16 protein-coding genes are annotated in these 15,827 nt (G+C 61.9%); 10 read left to right on the forward strand and 6 right to left on the reverse strand.

What is annotated here, in order from left to right; genetic code table 11:
* Window positions 1–20 precede the first annotated feature (20 nt).
* The gene (locus tag AB8A38_RS12760) at window positions 21–878 is read right to left on the reverse strand and encodes an alpha/beta fold hydrolase (RefSeq protein WP_315840930.1); all 858 of its coding nucleotides are present in this window, start codon (window positions 876–878) and stop codon (window positions 21–23) included.
* Window positions 879–962: 84 nt separating this feature from the next.
* Window positions 963–1,733 carry an alpha/beta hydrolase gene (locus tag AB8A38_RS12765; protein WP_315844349.1) on the reverse strand — a complete coding sequence of 257 codons (771 nt, stop codon included), beginning with the start codon at window positions 1,731–1,733 and terminating at the stop codon, window positions 963–965.
* A 212-nt stretch (window positions 1,734–1,945) separates the two neighbouring features.
* Between AB8A38_RS12765 and AB8A38_RS12770 the strand changes: the two genes are divergently transcribed.
* The gene (locus AB8A38_RS12770; RefSeq protein WP_315840929.1) at window positions 1,946–2,911 is read left to right on the forward strand and encodes an AraC family transcriptional regulator; all 966 of its coding nucleotides are present in this window, start codon (window positions 1,946–1,948) and stop codon (window positions 2,909–2,911) included.
* Window positions 2,912–2,980: 69 nt separating this feature from the next.
* Here the strand turns inward: AB8A38_RS12770 and AB8A38_RS12775 are convergent, their stop codons facing one another.
* Window positions 2,981–3,820, reverse strand: coding sequence for a helix-turn-helix transcriptional regulator (locus AB8A38_RS12775; protein WP_315840928.1), 840 nt, complete (start codon window positions 3,818–3,820; stop codon window positions 2,981–2,983).
* Between the two features lie 456 nt (window positions 3,821–4,276).
* On the opposite strand from AB8A38_RS12775, the gene AB8A38_RS12780 reads away from it, so the two are divergent.
* On the forward strand, window positions 4,277–7,396 hold the full coding sequence (locus AB8A38_RS12780; RefSeq protein ID WP_439086217.1) for an autotransporter outer membrane beta-barrel domain-containing protein: 3,120 nt from the start codon (window positions 4,277–4,279) through the stop codon (window positions 7,394–7,396).
* Window positions 7,397–7,421: 25 nt separating this feature from the next.
* Here AB8A38_RS12780 and AB8A38_RS12785 read toward each other — a convergent pair whose 3' ends face one another.
* The gene (locus tag AB8A38_RS12785) at window positions 7,422–7,607 is read right to left on the reverse strand and encodes a hypothetical protein (protein ID WP_170849737.1); all 186 of its coding nucleotides are present in this window, start codon (window positions 7,605–7,607) and stop codon (window positions 7,422–7,424) included.
* A gap of 362 nt (window positions 7,608–7,969) precedes the next feature.
* Between AB8A38_RS12785 and AB8A38_RS12790 the strand changes: the two genes are divergently transcribed.
* The 8 genes from AB8A38_RS12790 (at window position 7,970) to AB8A38_RS12825 (ending at window position 13,852) form a co-directional block, all read left to right on the forward strand.
* Entirely contained in the window at window positions 7,970–8,707 is a 738-nt protein-coding gene (locus tag AB8A38_RS12790) for a FadR/GntR family transcriptional regulator (RefSeq protein ID WP_439086218.1), read from the forward strand.
* Window positions 8,697–9,194, forward strand: a complete 498-nt coding sequence (locus AB8A38_RS12795) for a 2,4'-dihydroxyacetophenone dioxygenase family protein (protein ID WP_315840926.1) — start codon at window positions 8,697–8,699, stop codon at window positions 9,192–9,194. Before AB8A38_RS12790 ends, AB8A38_RS12795 begins: the two co-directional genes overlap by 11 nt.
* A complete protein-coding gene (locus AB8A38_RS12800; RefSeq protein WP_439086219.1) occupies window positions 9,194–9,970 on the forward strand; it encodes an SDR family NAD(P)-dependent oxidoreductase in 777 nt (258 codons plus the stop codon). Before AB8A38_RS12795 ends, AB8A38_RS12800 begins: the two co-directional genes overlap by 1 nt.
* A 115-nt stretch (window positions 9,971–10,085) precedes the next feature.
* Window positions 10,086–10,907 carry an ABC transporter permease gene (locus AB8A38_RS12805; RefSeq protein ID WP_439086220.1) on the forward strand — a complete coding sequence of 274 codons (822 nt, stop codon included), beginning with the start codon at window positions 10,086–10,088 and terminating at the stop codon, window positions 10,905–10,907.
* Window positions 10,904–11,710, forward strand: coding sequence for an ABC transporter permease (locus tag AB8A38_RS12810; protein ID WP_439086221.1), 807 nt, complete (start codon window positions 10,904–10,906; stop codon window positions 11,708–11,710). Before AB8A38_RS12805 ends, AB8A38_RS12810 begins: the two co-directional genes overlap by 4 nt.
* Window positions 11,707–12,465 carry an ABC transporter ATP-binding protein gene (locus tag AB8A38_RS12815; protein WP_092138834.1) on the forward strand — a complete coding sequence of 253 codons (759 nt, stop codon included), beginning with the start codon at window positions 11,707–11,709 and terminating at the stop codon, window positions 12,463–12,465. The genes AB8A38_RS12810 and AB8A38_RS12815 overlap by 4 nt, the downstream gene beginning before the upstream one ends.
* Window positions 12,462–12,794, forward strand: a complete 333-nt coding sequence (locus AB8A38_RS12820) for a hypothetical protein (protein WP_315840922.1) — start codon at window positions 12,462–12,464, stop codon at window positions 12,792–12,794. The genes AB8A38_RS12815 and AB8A38_RS12820 overlap by 4 nt, the downstream gene beginning before the upstream one ends.
* 2 nt (window positions 12,795–12,796) lie before the next feature.
* Window positions 12,797–13,852, forward strand: coding sequence for an ABC transporter substrate-binding protein (locus AB8A38_RS12825; protein ID WP_439086222.1), 1,056 nt, complete (start codon window positions 12,797–12,799; stop codon window positions 13,850–13,852).
* 124 nt (window positions 13,853–13,976) lie between these two features.
* On the opposite strand, the gene AB8A38_RS12830 is transcribed toward AB8A38_RS12825, so the two are convergent.
* Both AB8A38_RS12830 and AB8A38_RS12835 read right to left on the reverse strand, forming a co-directional pair.
* Entirely contained in the window at window positions 13,977–14,723 is a 747-nt protein-coding gene (locus tag AB8A38_RS12830; protein ID WP_315840920.1) for an SDR family NAD(P)-dependent oxidoreductase, read from the reverse strand.
* Between the two features lie 137 nt (window positions 14,724–14,860).
* Window positions 14,861–15,778 carry an MBL fold metallo-hydrolase gene (locus tag AB8A38_RS12835; RefSeq protein WP_315844347.1) on the reverse strand — a complete coding sequence of 306 codons (918 nt, stop codon included), beginning with the start codon at window positions 15,776–15,778 and terminating at the stop codon, window positions 14,861–14,863.
* Window positions 15,779–15,827: the final 49 nt, after the last annotated feature.

Consider the following 15,827-nt stretch of genomic DNA (forward strand, 5'->3'; position numbering starts at 1 on the left):
GGGGATCATGCGGCTGCCGGTTACGCGTTCAGGAAAGTCCGGACGTGACTGACGAAGATCTCGTGGTGCTGAAACAGGGCGCCGTGGCCTGAATCGGGATAGAGGACCAGCTGCGCGTTGCTGAGTTCTTTGAACATTGCGTAGGCATTGTTTGCTGGAAGCATGGTGTCGTGGCTACCGCTGACCACAAGAGTGGGCTGGCGGATGGCGCGCAGCATGGCGTGCTCGGGATCAGGTGTGGCGCACCAAGTGATCAACGCCTTGGCCTGCGGATCGGTGACCGCGCTCCCGTTGTCGGTGTCCCTATCGTCCTTACGCACCTGCGTCCGCTTCAGGAACGCCAGGCCGGCCGATTGGCTGGCGGACGACGTCGTGAAGAACAGCGGCAGGCGAGGATCCGGTGCATCGGTTTGGGAAAACGCCTCCTGGAGAACCGCTAACAGATGCTCCTCCCCGCCTTTGGGCGCGGTGCCGACGAGGATGAGCTTGCGGACCAGACGTCCGTGCTCGGCAGCGATCTGCTGGGCGACGCATCCGCCGAGAGAAAAGCCCAGCAGGTCGACTTCGGAGATGCCAAGCGCGTTGATGAAGGCGACCGCGTCGCGTGCCATCGCCGCGACATTGTCGGGCGTCTGACCGGTCGAGCGACCGACTCCGGCGTTGTCGAAGGCGATCACAGGGCGATCGGCGGCCAGGACGTTGACGACGGCGGAATCCCACGCATCGATGTTGCCCGAGAAATGCTGCAGAAGCACCAGCGGCGTTCCGGTCGGGGGGCCGAGGCGGCGATAGGCGAAGCGGATTCCGCGGCCTTCCACGTAGCGGGTGGGTGCCGTTTCCAGCGTGGCGTCCCCGCTCGTGATGTCGAGTGCAGTCATGTCATCCTCCGGATGCTTGGCATGAAGTAATCAAGTGGAGACCAGTGCAGCGCTCCCGGCACGCATGCGCCGGGAGCGGTCTTGTCACTTCACCAGCGCGGCCTTTTCAATCACCGCCGCGACTTCCTTCGCATGAACAACAAGCGAAGCATGGCTGCCGGCGACTTCCGTCGTCTGAGCCTTCATCTTGCCGGCGAAAAAATTCTGAGCCTCGGGTGCGATCACCTTGTCCTTCGTGCTGATGACATAGAATGTCGGCTTGTCGCCCCAGGCTGCAATGTCGACGGGCGCCTCGAATGCAACGTGATTCAACGGAAGCTGCGAGTTAGCCAGGTGCGCGGCGATCTCCGGAGGAAGGTCGGCCGCAACGGCCGACGGAAATACCTTGGGATCGATGTAGAGGTTGCCCTTGTCGTCCGGATGAATCGCCGCACCACCTTCGGTCGCGGGACCGCTCTTGGCGAGGTCCGCCAGAGATTGTCCCACGTCGGGCGCGAAAGCGGAGACGTAGACGAGCGCCGAGATCTTGGGGTCGTTGCCGGCTTCCGTGATGACCACGCCGCCCCAGGAATGGCCGACGAGAACGGTCTTGCCGTTCTGCTTCGCCAGGGCCTGTTTGGTGGCATCGACGTCAGCGGCAAGGGAGGTGAGCGGATTTTCGACGAGCGTGACGTTGTAGCCCTTCTTGGTGAGGATGTCGGCAACGGGCTGCCAACTCGTCTGGTCGACGAAAGCGCCATGGACGAGCACGATGTTGTGAGCGGCCCCCTTGGGCAGTTCGGCCGACTGGGCAGAGGCGGCAAATGCCGCTCCGGCCAGAAGGACGGCGGCGGTTGAAAGCAGAAGATTTCGCATGAATGGCTCCTGTTGGATGACGAACGACGCGAGGTCGGGGATGGCAGGCGATCCAGAAAAGTCGCGGATCATCCATCTGCCTTTTCGGGAGATGGATGACTGCACGATGCGTCCGCGCGCTTCGGCAGGACCTAATATGAAGATGTTTCGGACGGTAGAGCCCAATCGTCCAAGTATTGCGTCGGATCGTCCGCGAGATTAGCATCGCTGCCATGGACATCCTCGCCGAAGTACTCGACCGCGTGCGCCTCGGGGGGACTTTGCTGTTCCACTTCGAGCTCGGCCATCCCTGGAATCTGGCGTTGCCACAACGCCCGTACGCCATGTTTCATTATATCAGTCGTGGCTCGGCGACCCTCGCGCTCGAACAGGGATCAGAACTCCGCATGAACGCGGGCGACTGTGTTGTCATCGCGCGGGGCGAGCCCCATGTGATTTATTCGGATCGCCGAACGACGCCATTTTCGGTTCTCGACTTCGATCGATCGGCCGCGGATCGTGGCGTCGTTCGTCACGGCGGCAACGCGCAGCCGCATGCGACGATGATCTGCGGCAAGTTCACCGTGGCGCGGCCCTCACGCGGCAGCGTGCTGGACTTGCTCCCGCCGGTGCTTCTCCTGAAGCCCACGGAGGACGGCGCGTGGCTCGAGGCGATTCTGCGACGCATGGTGAGCGAGTCGGCGTGTGAGCGTCCCGGCCAGGGCGTCGCGTTGTCACGACTAACAGAAGTGCTCTTCGTCGAGGTTTTGCGAAACTGGATCAAGTCGCTTGGTCCCGGAGAAGGCGGGTGGCTGGGCGCGATGGCGGACCCGCACATCGGACCGGCACTTCGGTTGATCCACGAGCGACCGGATCGGCCCTGGACCCTCGATGACCTCGGGCAACGCGTGGGGCTAGGTCGCTCGGCGTTTTCGGCGCGCTTCACCAAGCTCGTCGGCCAGTCCATGTACAGTTATCTGATAGCGCGCCGGATGTCGGAGGCCGCATTCTTGCTTGAAACAAGCGACGAGGCGATCGCACGGATCGCGACCTCTGTCGGCTATGAGACCACTGCCGCGTTTTCGAAGCTCTTCCATCGACATCACGGCCTATCGCCTGGTCGTTACCGAGCAACGTTGCGCTCTGACGGCGACCGGAGGCAAGAGGACGTCGTCTTGGAAGCAGAAGTCACCGATTGACCCGCAAGCTCTACAACGGGGTTCGGACCGTGTTTAGCTTGTCCATGGTAGGACTCCCAACTTCCTTCGTTATCGCAGCTTACCGAGCCAGAGCGCAGAGAGCGACGGACGATTGCGCACGCCGAACTTGGCGTAGATCGATTTGACGTGGAAATGCGTGGTGTTCGGACTTTGGTCGAGCTTCTGCGCGATCCGGCTTTCCGTGTCCCCGTCGAGCAGTGCGAGCAACACCCGGCGTTCAGCGGGTGTGAGGGGCGCGTTGGCGATGAGCAGACCGTGGCTGAGCAATTGTTCTCGGTGGAACCATCTCAAGGCGCGCATGACGAAGCCCAGACGCTGGCCGTCCTGCACCGTAAAGCGGGGTGCCTGCGCATCGCGAAACACGAACAGGCGAATCCTCACGTCGTCATTGAGCGCAACGCGCACGGAAATGCTATCGGCGAAGCCGACGTCCAGATAGTGCCGCCGATAGTGCTTGCCCTCGAACCATTCCGGCGGAAGCGTTTCAAACAGCAGGCGGACGCGGAACTGCTCATCGCCCGACATGGAAAGGATCTGAGACAGGTCGACGTCGTCGGACCAGAGTGTATCGTACTGCTTCTGCACTGATGCCGCCACCGCCGGCATCGGGTCCAGCACCCTGACGAGGCGCGGACGCCAGCCGAGCAAGGGATCGGCCCGCTTCGGCGAAGGCAATCGCACGACCACGCCCCATAGCACATTGCGTGCCGACAACATGGTACGCAGTGCGGACAGCAGGTGTGTCAGCGCGGCGTCGCCGTCGGCGACTGAGAACTCGGCCAGCTGATCCCAGAGTGCATAGACTTCTTGATTTTGCGGATCGGTGGGATCCGTCGAGAGATGCATGTCATTCCCAATCTGTGCAGGAAGCCGGGCCTGCGCGGTCATACATAAAGCACAGCGAACCACCTTTCTAGGTAGTTCTCAGACGCATCAGTTAGCGCGATATTCAGTACGGGTGCTGGGAAGAACAGATTCTCTCACCGTGCCGATATGGGGGATATAACGATGCGCACACGGCGCGAGCCGGCGTGAAATGCCAGGCGACGACCGGACGGACGCTGTTCTGGCTGCAGTCAACCTCTCCTGACCAGCCGGTTGAGCAACTTGCACGAAATCACTCCCACACGAGAAATACTAACGCTGAGATGACGGTCCGCTGACGTCATTGACGTACTCGATTGCCCCTATGCGCGTTCGCCAGCTTCTGCGAGTCGGCTCTCTGGTGCTGCGTTCTCTCACTATTCGTGACGCTGCGTTAGCCGTCTCGCCGCCGCTGTTTTCGAGGCGATTGACGGGACTTTCTGTCGAAAAAAAATGCGACTGGCGTTTTGGAGTTAAGTTATGAAGTTCGAGTTCGGTTCGACGACAAGGCAAACGGCGCAGCTCACCCACAAGGATTTGCCGCTTCGCAGCGCTTTTCTGAGAACCACCGCGATGTGGCTGTCGTTGTGCATCGTGGCGATCGCCACCGGCGTCGGCGGCGCTCCCGCGCGCGCGGATGGTGGTACGGGCGGAGAAGGAGCAACGGGCGCTTTAGGGGCAGGCAGCGGCGGCGCCGATGATTTGTCGGGTGGAACGGGAGATCCCGGAATTTTCGGCTCTGCCAATGCAGGTGGGGGCGGCGGCGGCGGCGGTGGCGGATCTGGAGGGAACGCACAGGGACCGGGTACAGCCGGCGGCGCTGGCGGTGCTGGAAGTGGTGGTGCCGCGGGAGGAGCGGGGGCGATCCAGGCGAACGCTTCTGCGGGAGATGGCGCCGCCGGTGCAGCCGCGGGAGACGGCGGTGCGGGCGGCGGCGGCGGCTTCAATATATACTACGGCAGCACGTCTGTTTCCACGGGTGGCGGAGGCTTCACGGGAAGCGCCGGAGGTAACGGTGGTGCCGGAAACGGCAGCGGAGGCGGCGGCGGCGGCGGAACGGGCGGTGCCGGTTTAGCGTTGTCAGGAAATGCCACCTACCATGTCTCATTAAGTGCCCAGCGAGTTGCCGGTGCCGGCGGTGCCGGCGGATCGAGCGCGACCGGGTTCGGCGGTTCGGGCGGTAACGGCGGATCCGGCGCGTTTTTCGCCGCCGGCGGAACGGTGAATGTGGACACAGGCTCGCTGTTGAGCGGCGGCGCGGGCGGCGCCGGAGGCCTGGGCGGCGCCGGCAATGGCGCCAACGGCGCAGGGGGGGCCGGTATTTCCGGTACCGATATTACGATCTTCAACAGCGGCACGATCCAGGGCGGACTAAATGGTGACGGCATCACACGGGCAAATGCGATCAGCTTCGCAGGTGGCGCCAACACCTTGACGCTCGGCAATCCGACCGATGGCCTCGTTGGAAATATCGACCTCGGGGGCAGCTCGCTCACCCTCGCCCAATCGACCAACGCAACGCTCGCTGCAATGATTACCGGCTCGGGTGCAATCACGAAAACGGGTACCGGCACTCTGATCTTGTCCGGAGCCAACACGTTTGGCGGTGACGTCAACATCAACGCCGGCGTGTTGTCCATTACAAGCGGCACTAACCTGGGCAGCGGCAATAAACAGATCAAGATGTTCGATGGCGGAACGTTGGCCGTCACCGCCAATGCCACGCTAGCCAACAACCTCACATTTGTGACGAACGGCAATCCCAACTTCGATATCGCAGCGGGAACGACGACCGTCCTGCAAGGCGTGATCTCAAACGTGGTCGGGCCTCTCGGGAACGGCTTCGGCTTTACCAAGACCGGCGCCGGCACCCTGGAGCTGGCGGGGACGAACATTTACTGGGGTACGACCTATGTCAGCGCCGGCACGTTGCGGGCCGGATCTGCCGGCGCATTCGGACCTTTTGGAGTAGTCGACGTGTCAGCCGGCGCGACCGTGGATTTGAACGGCTTCAACCAGACGTTCTCCAACCTGAGCGGCGCCGGCACCGTGACGGGCGGCAACAGCACGATTTCCTTCGTGATGTCTGCCGGTGATCTCACCGTACCGGGATCATCAACGAAGATTACCGGCAATCTCGCGTTCCAGTCCGGTGCATTCTATACAGTTGCCGTCACGCCTGGCACGTCGACATTTGCCAATGTCACCGGCACGGCCACACTTGGCGGCGCAACCGCATTCGTCGTGTACGCCGACGGCGCCTATGTGCAAAAGACGTACAAGATCCTCACCGCGACCGGCGGCGTCAGCGGCACTTTCTCTTCCTCGGTGTCCACCTATAATGCACCATCAAACTTCAGTTCAACGCTGAGCTACGACGCCTATAATGTCTATCTTGGTTTGATACTTAATTTCGCCATTCCAGGCAGCCTGAACGTCAATCAGCGGAACGTCGGCAACGCGCTGACCAATTTCTTCAACACCACCGGCGGCATTCCCGCGGTGTTTGCCAACATGTCAGCAAGCGGCCTGTCGCAAGGATCCGGCGAGACAGCCACCGGCGCCCAGCAGACCACTTTCGACGCCATGACCCAGTTCATGGGCGTGATGACCGATCCGTTCACCGCAGGCCGCGGCACGGCGCAGGCCGGCGCGGCGGGGTATGCGGACGAAACATTGGCCTACGCCGCGAAGCGCGCTCCGAGCGATGCGCTGGCCGCGATCTATCGCAAGGCTCCGCCGATGGCGCCCGCGTTCCAGGCGCGCTGGAACGTGTGGGCGGCGGGCTTCGGCGGCTCGCGCAACACCGATGGCAACACGGTGGTCGGCTCGAGCGACACCCGGTCGAGCATCGGCGGCGTTGCGGTCGGCGCCGACTACTGGTTCTCACCAAATACGCTGGCGGGCTTCTCGCTGGCTGGCGGCGGCACCAACTTCTCGGTAGCCAACGGCGGCTCGGGCCGCAGCGACCTGTTCCAGGCGGGTGCGTTCGTGCGCCATACGGTCGGATCAGCTTACATCACAGCAGCCGCGGCCTATGGCTGGCAGGATATCACCACCGATCGTGTCGTCGGCGGTGATCGGCTGCGCGCTCAGTTCAATGCCAACAGTTATTCGGGTCGCGTCGAAGGTGGCAATCGTTACCTGATGTCCTCGCTGGGCGGCGTCGGTTTTACGCCTTATGCCGCGGCGCAGGTCACGGCACTCGATTTGCCATCCTATGCAGAGACTGCCAGCGGCGGCGCCAACACCTTCGCACTGGCCTATGCGGGCAAGACCGTGACCAGCACCCGCAGCGAACTCGGCTTCCGCATTGACAAGTCGTTTGCCGTGACGGACGCGATCTTGACGCTGCGCGGTCGCGTCGCATGGGCGCACGATTTCAATAGCGACCGTTACGCTTCGGCGACGTTCCAGACGCTGCCCGGTGCGAGCTTCTTCGTCAACGGCGCGGCGCAGGCGAGCGATGCTGCGTTGACGACCGCATCCGCGGAGATGAAGTGGACGAACGGCTGGACCGTCGCCGGCACCTTTGAAGGCGAGTTCTCGGATGTCACGCGCAGCTACGCCGGCAAGGGCGTGGTGCGGTACGCGTGGTGAGACGCCGAGGCGTCTGCTGACAACCTCAGCTCTGATGCGGGCCTTGCATGATCTTCATGGCATCCTTCACGTGGCGCCACTCGTTGGCTTCTTCCACCTGACCTTTTTGCTCGCATGTCAGTGCATTCTGAGCGGCATGAGCGATGGCCACGGCGCCGTGCCGATCAAGCATCTGTCGGGCAATGGTGTGGACTTGAGTTTCGGACATCATTTGCTTTCTCCTGATTTTCCCGAGCCAAAGAAAGCTGGTCCTGCTGGAACCGAACCGGCCCGGTGTCTCTGAAAACGGTGGAACAGCCAATCTCGTTCCCGGAAAAAACAACCGGCCCCGCGCTGGCATGGGCCGGCCATCTATCGCGGCCGCTATGCCATGAATTTCAAACTCGAATTGCGATCGGGCAAAGCATTGTGCACCGCAAATGCAATCATCCGATGTTAAACATCGGATGATTGCATTTGCTCCGAAAACGTGAGATAGGCCACTGACGAAACAAGCGGGGAAGAACACTCGTGGCACGAAGTCCTACGAAATCGTTGGAGCGGGGAAGCAAGCCAGGCCGTATCAATTCGGTCTTGACCACGCTCGGCTGCGAAATCGCGCAGGATATTATCCCGATTGGCGCGACCCTCCCCCCCGAGCCGGAATTGGAGGCGCGCTTCGGTGTTGGGCGCGGCGTCATCCGGGAAGCGATCAAAACCCTCGCTGCGAAAGGAATGGTCAGCGTGCGTCCGCGTTACGGTACGCACGTCTTGCCGCGCCGAGACTGGAGTTTGCTGGATCGCGATGTGCTGGGATGGCTGGTCGGCGGCGGCGAACCGGACCGCGATCTTCTGATGGCCATTCAGGAAGTCCGACTGATCATCGAGCCGGCAGCAGCGGCGCTCGCGGCAACGCGGAGCACCAAGCAGGACAGGTTGCGCATCGAGGCCGCACTGGTCGGCATGGAAACCTCGCACGATCAGGAAAGCGCCATCAAGGCGGACAAGGCATTCCACCTCGCCATTCTCGATGCGACGCATAACCCTGTGTTGCAAGGTTTTCGCGGCGCCATCGATACTATTCTAAGCGCGGTGTTTCTTGTCGCGGTCGGCAGCCCCGGCTGGTTCGAAGACAACCTGCCAAACCACGCGGCCGCGGCACGCGCGATTGCCGCGGGCGATGCAAAGAAGGCCAAGACCGCCATGGAGCAGGTGCTCGACTACACGCAATTCAAGCTCTCGAAGCGTCGCGCGACTGCGACGCCTGAAGGCATAACGCGGGTCTCAACCGCGACGACGAAAAAAAGAAAGAGGAAGCCCCATGTATCGTGACATGATCGGATCGACGCACGTTCTTGCATCGCCGGAAATCGCCATCGTCGCTATTCCCGAGGACGAGCGCGTCTGGGTGCCGCAGGCGCCGGATGTCTGGTTTCGCCCACTGATGCTGAACACACGACAGGGGCAGTGGTGCAATCTGCTGCGCGTACGACGCGCCGGCGTACTATCGCGGCATCTGCATCCCAATCCGGTGCATGGCTTCGTGTTGCGCGGCAAATGGTTCTACCGCGAACACCAGTGGGTGGCGACGGAAGGCTCCTACGTGTTCGAGCCTCCGGGTGAGATCCACACGCTGATCGTCCCAGAGGACGTTCCGGAGATGATCACCTTCTTCAACATCCAGGGATCGATGCTGTATCTCGATGAGAACAACAAGCACGTCGGCTATGAGGACGTCTTCACCAAGATCGATATGTGCCGCGCCCACTACGAGTCCGTCGGCCTTGGCCGTGACTACGTCGACCAGTTCGTGCGCTGATGGCAGACGGTGCCAACATGATCGAGGAGATGCCGTCGGCCGCATGGGCGTCGATCTGGTACGCGGGAAAACGCGTGCTGGTGACGGGTGGAACGTCAGGGATCGGTGCGGGTCTCGCGCGCGGCTTCGTTGAGGCCGGCGCGGAGGTCATCGCGACCGGCGTGAATGCTGCGGAGATCGAGCGAGCGCGTTCGGATTCGGTGTTGCGCGAGGCTCAGGCGCATCAGCTCGACGTTCGCGACGACAGCGCGATCAAGTCCCTTGTCGGCTCGCTCGGCGAACTCGACGTGATCGTCAATTGCGCCGGCGTCATTCGTCGCAGCGAAGAACTCGACCCCGCGGTTTTCCAGTCGGTGGTCGATATCAATCTCAACGGCACCATGCGGATGTGCACCGCCGCGCGGCCACTGCTGGCACGCTCCAAAGGCGCGATCGTCAATCTGGCATCCATGCTGTCGTTCTTCGGCGGCGGTCTCGTTCCCGGTTATGCCGCCAGCAAGGGCGGCATTGCGCAACTGACGAAATCGCTGGCGATCGCCTATGCGAATGACGGCATTCGCGTCAACGCGATCGCGCCGGGCTGGATCGCCACGCCGCTGACAACCGATCTGCAGGCCAGCCCGGAGCGCAGTCAGGTCATTTTGGGGCGCACGCCCTTGGGCCGTTGGGGCAAACCATCGGACCTCTTGGGCGGCGTGCTCTATCTGTGCTCGCCAACGGCATCTTTCGTGACGGGGACGATCCTCGTCATCGACGGCGGATATGCCGTGACGTGACCAGGACGGCGGCAAAGTGCCGCCGTTCGCAGACGAGATTTGAGTACCAAACTGCGTAGCCGAGAGCCTCGCAGATAAAATAAAGCGGCCAGAACGCTGGTCAAAGGGAGGTCGCGTGCTCGTTGCGCCCGGTCAAAAAGTGCGGTCCCGCGTCGCCTGGCGCGGCGTGAACTCGCTGGTGGGCGCAGCCTTGTTCGTGGCGCCCCTGCTGGTGCTCGTCGCCATCTGGGCGATCGTGGTCCCGCTGTTCAATGTCAATCCGCGGATTTTTCCGTCGGTCGGCTCGGTGGCCGAAGCAGCGGTTGCCGCGATCGGCGATGGCTCACTCATCCGCCATATCGGCGCGAGCATGCTGCGTGTCGGACTGGGCACGTTTCTCGGCGTGCTCGTCGCTGTTCCGCTTGGCATCGCCATGGGCGTGAGCCCTGCGGTCTCGGCGTTCCTGACACCGCTGTTTCGCTTCTTCTCCGTGCTTGCCGGCATCGCCTGGATACCGATCGCAACGTTGTGGTTCGGCTACGGCTTCAGCGCCATCATCTTCGTGATCTTCAACGCGGTCTTCTTTGTGGTCGCTTACAACACGCTGCTCGGTGTCTCCACCATTCCGATGACGATCCGCAATGCGGCCGCCTCGCTCGGTGCCGGACGATGGGCGTTGCTCACCGAAGTGCTGCTGCCGGGTGCGCTCCCCAATATCGTGACAGGCGTGCGCACCGGGCTCGGCTTCGCGTGGCGCGGCCTAATCGCGGCGGAAATGATCGCGACCAATGTCGGACTTGGCTACATGCTGTTCGTCGCCCGTGACTTCTATCGCACCGAAGTGATCGTGCTCGGCATGATCGTCATCGGCGTGCTGTGGCTGTTCATCGACCGGTTGCTGCTCGTTCCGCTGGAACGCGCGACGATCGAGCGATGGGGACTGGTGAGGCGCACATGAACATTGCACTAAAATTCTGGAGCGGTTACGTCCGCGCGACGCATCGGTGGCCAATCATCGCGACCATCGTGCCGTTTATTCCCGTGGTGGCGATCTGGAGCATTGTAGCCAATTCAGGCATGTTTCCCCGCGCCTTCTTCCCGGCGCCGGTGGATGTGATGCGGTCGTTCATCTCCCTCACCTACAAGGGAATTCTGCCGGACTATCTGCAGGACAGTCTGATCCGGCTGCTGTTCGGCGCAACCATCGGCGTCGCGCTGGGTATTCCGCTCGGCATCCTGATCGGTTCCAGCCGCCTCGCACATCGCATCTGCTGGCCGGTGCTGTTGTTCTTTCAGGCCATCGGCGACATTGCGTGGCTGCCGATCCTGCTGATCTGGTTCGGCTTCGGCCTCACCACCATGACCTTTGTCATCGTCTACACCGTGCTGTTTCCGATCGTGCTGAGCACCGTGCTCGGCGTGCAGTCGGTACATCGCGATCTGGCCCGTGCGGCGCAGAGCCTCGGCGCTTCGCCGATGCGGGTGCTGTGGGAAGTGACGCTGCCCGGTGCATTGCCGAATATCATCACCGGCCTGCGTAACGGCCTCGGCTATGGCTGGCGCGCGCTGATCGCGGTGGAGATCATCGTCGGCACCAGCGGCATCGGCTTCATGATGTTCGATGCACGTCGTGCCGGCTCAACGGTCGAGATCCTGCTCGGCATGATCGTTCTCGGAATTCTTTGGTACATCGTCGATGCCTGGATCCTTGCGCCGATCGAGCGCGCAACGGGCCAGCGGTGGGGATTGGTTACGTCATGAAAACGCTGTCGCTGAAAAACCTTCGCAAGACCTATTTCGATCCCTATGCGGGATCGCAGGTCACCGCCGTTCAGGATGTCTCGCTTGATGTCGAGCAGGGCGAATTCGTCTCAGTCGTCGGTCCCTCCGGTTGCGGAAAGACGACGATCCTGAACATGATCGCGGGCTTCATCCCCTATACGGGTGGTGAAATCCTGATTGACGGCAATCTCGTCAAGGGGCCAGGTCCGGATCGCGGCGTCGTTTTCCAGTCGTTCGCCCTCTTCCCGTGGAAGACGGTACTGGAGAATGTCGGCTTCGGCCCGAAGATGCGCGGCGTGCCAAAGGACGAGCGCGATCGTACCGCGCGAGAATATCTCGCGCTCGCCGGCCTCTCGCATGCCGCGGATCGCTACCCGAACGAACTGTCCGGCGGCATGCAGCAGCGCGTCGGTGTCGTCCGTGCGCTGGCCAACAATCCGGCCGTGCTGCTGATGGACGAGCCGTTCGCCAGCGTCGATGCGCAGACCCGCATGACACTGCAGGAAGAGCTGACGCGGATCTGGCAGGAGCGCAAGCCGACCGTCATCTTCATTACCCATGATGTGGCAGAGGCCGTGTTCCTCGCCAACCGCGTCGTCGTGCTGTCCAAGGGCCGCGTGCTCGATCAGATCAAGGTCGATCTTCCGCGTCCGCGCGTCTGGGATCAACTGATCGAGGATGAAACCTTCAAGCGTCTATCGGCGCAGGTGCTGCAAATGGTGCGAGCTGCATGAGTATCGCGCGAGATGTCATTCGTTCGACGCGCGGGCGTGTGGTGCTCGCTGTCATTGCCGTGTGGGCCGCGTTTCAGGGCTGGCTGAGCATCGAGGCGCCGGGCAAAATCTCCAAAGAGCTCGCCGGCGCGTCCGACAAGGTCAATATCCAGATCGATATGCCGTTTACGCCGGAGCGTTTTCACGTTCTGGCGTTTCAGAAGTATGGGCGGATCGCCGGAGCCGACGATCATTCCATCGGACTAAGGGGTGTGAAACGAACGGACCTCAACGCGGTTGCCCGGCCTTATTGGGTCACGAGCGTGAGGCCAATCAAAGAGGAGGACTGATTTTGAAACGCATATTATGGGCCTTAACGGCTGTGATGCTGGCTTGCGTGCCCGCACAATCGCAGACATTGACGAAACTGAATGTCGGCATGGTCAGTGCCATCGACATGCTGGCGATCCCGGTGGCACTGGAGCGCGGTTATTTCGAGAAGCAGGGCCTCGATGTCACCATCGCACGCCCCTACGCGACCGGCGTTGATGCGCTGAATGCGCTGCAGGCTGGCGAGACCGAGATCCTGCAGGTCGGCGTTCCGATGATCGGCGCCGTGCTGCGCGGCATGGATCTCGTGGCGCTCGGCAATTACAGCGGCAGCGCCACCAAATCCGGTTCGGATGCGACCATGGCGATCATTGCCCGTGAGGGATCGGGCATCGTCAAGGGTGACCTCAAGAGCCTCAAGGGCAAGAAGATTGCGACCTCCTTCGGCACCATCAACCATCTCTACATCCTGGCGCTGCTGGAGAAGGCCGGACTCAAGCCCGACGACGTTCAGCTGGTCAACACGCCGCCGCCGGATATGACTGTCGCGCTGCTCGCCAAGGGCATCGATGCGTTTTCCGGCTGGGATCCGTGGCCGATCATCGCGCAGAAAGACGTCCCCGGTGCCTTCGAAGTGATCCGCGGGGGCGATGTCATCGCCTATCTCGGCTATGTCGTCTCGCTTCGGTCCTGGGTCGAGAAGAATCCGGAGACGACGGAGAAATTCCTGGCCGCGACCTCACAGGCCGACCAGTGGATGCGCAAGAATCCCAAGGCCGCCGCGCAGATCGGCACCCGCTGGATTCCCGGCCTGAAGCCGGAGATCGCCGAAGCCGCCATGGAATTCAATGTCCAGCAGCTCGACCGGCGTCTGTCGGCCAACAGCTACAAGGCAATGTGGAGCGCACAGGACCGGCTTCAGCGCCTCGGCGTGCTCAAGGCAACCTTTGACGTCAACAAGAATATCGACGCCAAGCCGATCCTGAATGTCATGAAGAAGCATCCGGAACTCTTCGCCGATTTGCCGCCCATTCCGGCTGAGGTGGCTATCGGACCGGATTTCACGTTCAAGCCATGAATAAAGAAGGCGGTCTGCCCAATTACGGACCGCCTTTTTTTGATCGATGCATCATTCGAAAACACCAGCTAGCAGCGTCGCACTTTTGCGACCAGCTCACGTTTGTCCGCAACGTCAACTGCAACTAAGCCAGTCCCAGGCCGCCATCGATAGCAACAACCTGGCCCGTCATCCATTCCGAAGCGGGACTCGAAAGCCTCACGATCCATTCTGCCAGGTCGTCAGGAACGCCGCGCCGCCCGAGCGGTATGCGCGCACGCTCCTGTTCCTTGATTGCCGCAGCCTGTTCCAGGGAGAGCCCCATCATGCCCGTCAGCGCGCCTGATTCCGTAGGCCCTGCCGCCACGGCGTTCACGCGTATGCCGAGCGGTGCAAGCTCCAGCGCCCAGCAGCGGGTCAATTGCTCCAAGGCCGCCTTGCTGGCGGCGTAGTGAGACAGTCCAGCCACCGGCTTGTGACCGAAAGTGCTCGAGACATTAACGATCGTGCCCCGTGTTGCCTTTAGGTGAGGAAGAGCAGCAGAGGCGAGGAGACTTGGGCCGAGCACATTGACGGAGAAAATGTCCCTGATCCGATCGGCTGTCGCGTCTGCCAGCGGAAGGATGGCACCTGCGCCCGCATTGTTGACCAAGGTATCAACCCTGCCCCAAAGATCGACCGTCTTGGCGATTGTGCGCTTGGCATCTTCGGCGGAGGCTGCATCCGCCACCATGCCGGCTATGTTCGCATGCTCGGCAATCGTTTCTTCGATAGGGCCGGGACGGCGGCCGGTCACGAACACCTTGTTGCCTTCCCTTGCGAAGCGCAGCGCCGCCGCCTTCCCTATGCCGGAGCTGCCGCCCGTCACAATCACGACCTTTTCACTCTGCATTTTCAATCTCTTTCTCGCCAAGATGACGCGGCTTGGTCCCGCTACTGTTGTGCAGTTCTTCTGAATCGGCGCCGCTAAAACCAGGGCGCGCACTCATTAGCGAAGAGAACGCGCCCCGGTCCTAACCCGGCAAGCGATCAGTAGTCCCAGGAGATCGGAACCCAGCGAAACGCATCGCCATCGATCGCCACGTGGCCGGCGGACGGGAATGGCAGATGGGTCGCGACCAATAGTTCGCCGCTGGCCGCCAGCTCCCGCAACAGACGGGTCCGCACGCGCGCTGCTTCTTCGGGGTCGTGCTCGAAACCGTTGTGCCAATCGGGTTGGTCAAACCCGACCGTGAACACGGCGTCGCCGGCGAAGGTCAGCGCGTCACCGCCGGATGCCAAGCGGACGACACTGTGTCCGGGCGTGTGGCCGCCGGTCCGACGCACGATGACTCCCGGCGCCAGTTCGTGCTCGTCCGTGAATGTCCGGAAATGCTTTCCATATTCGGCCATGAACCGCTTGGCGGTCGCCCGCAGCGCGTCCGGGAATCCCGGCGGCATTTGGGTGTGAGAGAAATCGGGCGCTTTCCAGAATTCGACCTCGGCGGCAGCGACGTGGATCCGCAGATCCGAACGCAATTGATCCTTCACCCCTTCGACGAGAAGTCCGCCGATATGATCCATATGCAAATGCGTCAGCACGATATCAGTGACGCATGCAAGATCGATCTCGGCAGCTGCCAATCGCTGGATCAGTTGTCCGGCCCGCGGCAAATGTAGGTCCGGGTCCAATCCCAGCCCGGCGTCGACAAGAATGGTCTGCTCGCCACTCTGCACGACGACCACGTTCAGCGGCCAGTCGAAAGCGTCCGGCGGCAGGAACATGTCACGCATCCAGGCGGCCCGGACGGCAGGGTCTGCGTTATGTCCCAACATGGAGGTTGGGAGTGGCAGCACGCCATCGCTGACCACCAGCACGTCGATGTCGCCGATCTTCACTGCATAGCGCGACGGAACCAGTTCGTTACGCCCCGACTTGGCGGGGGCTGATGTCGTATCAAGGTTCATGTGTTTCTCCTTCTGGGTATTTTGCGAGGTGTTTTTCCGAGTGGCTTGA

This window comes from Tardiphaga sp. 839_C3_N1_4, from assembly GCF_051811045.1.
GTDB lineage: Bacteria > Pseudomonadota > Alphaproteobacteria > Rhizobiales > Xanthobacteraceae > Tardiphaga.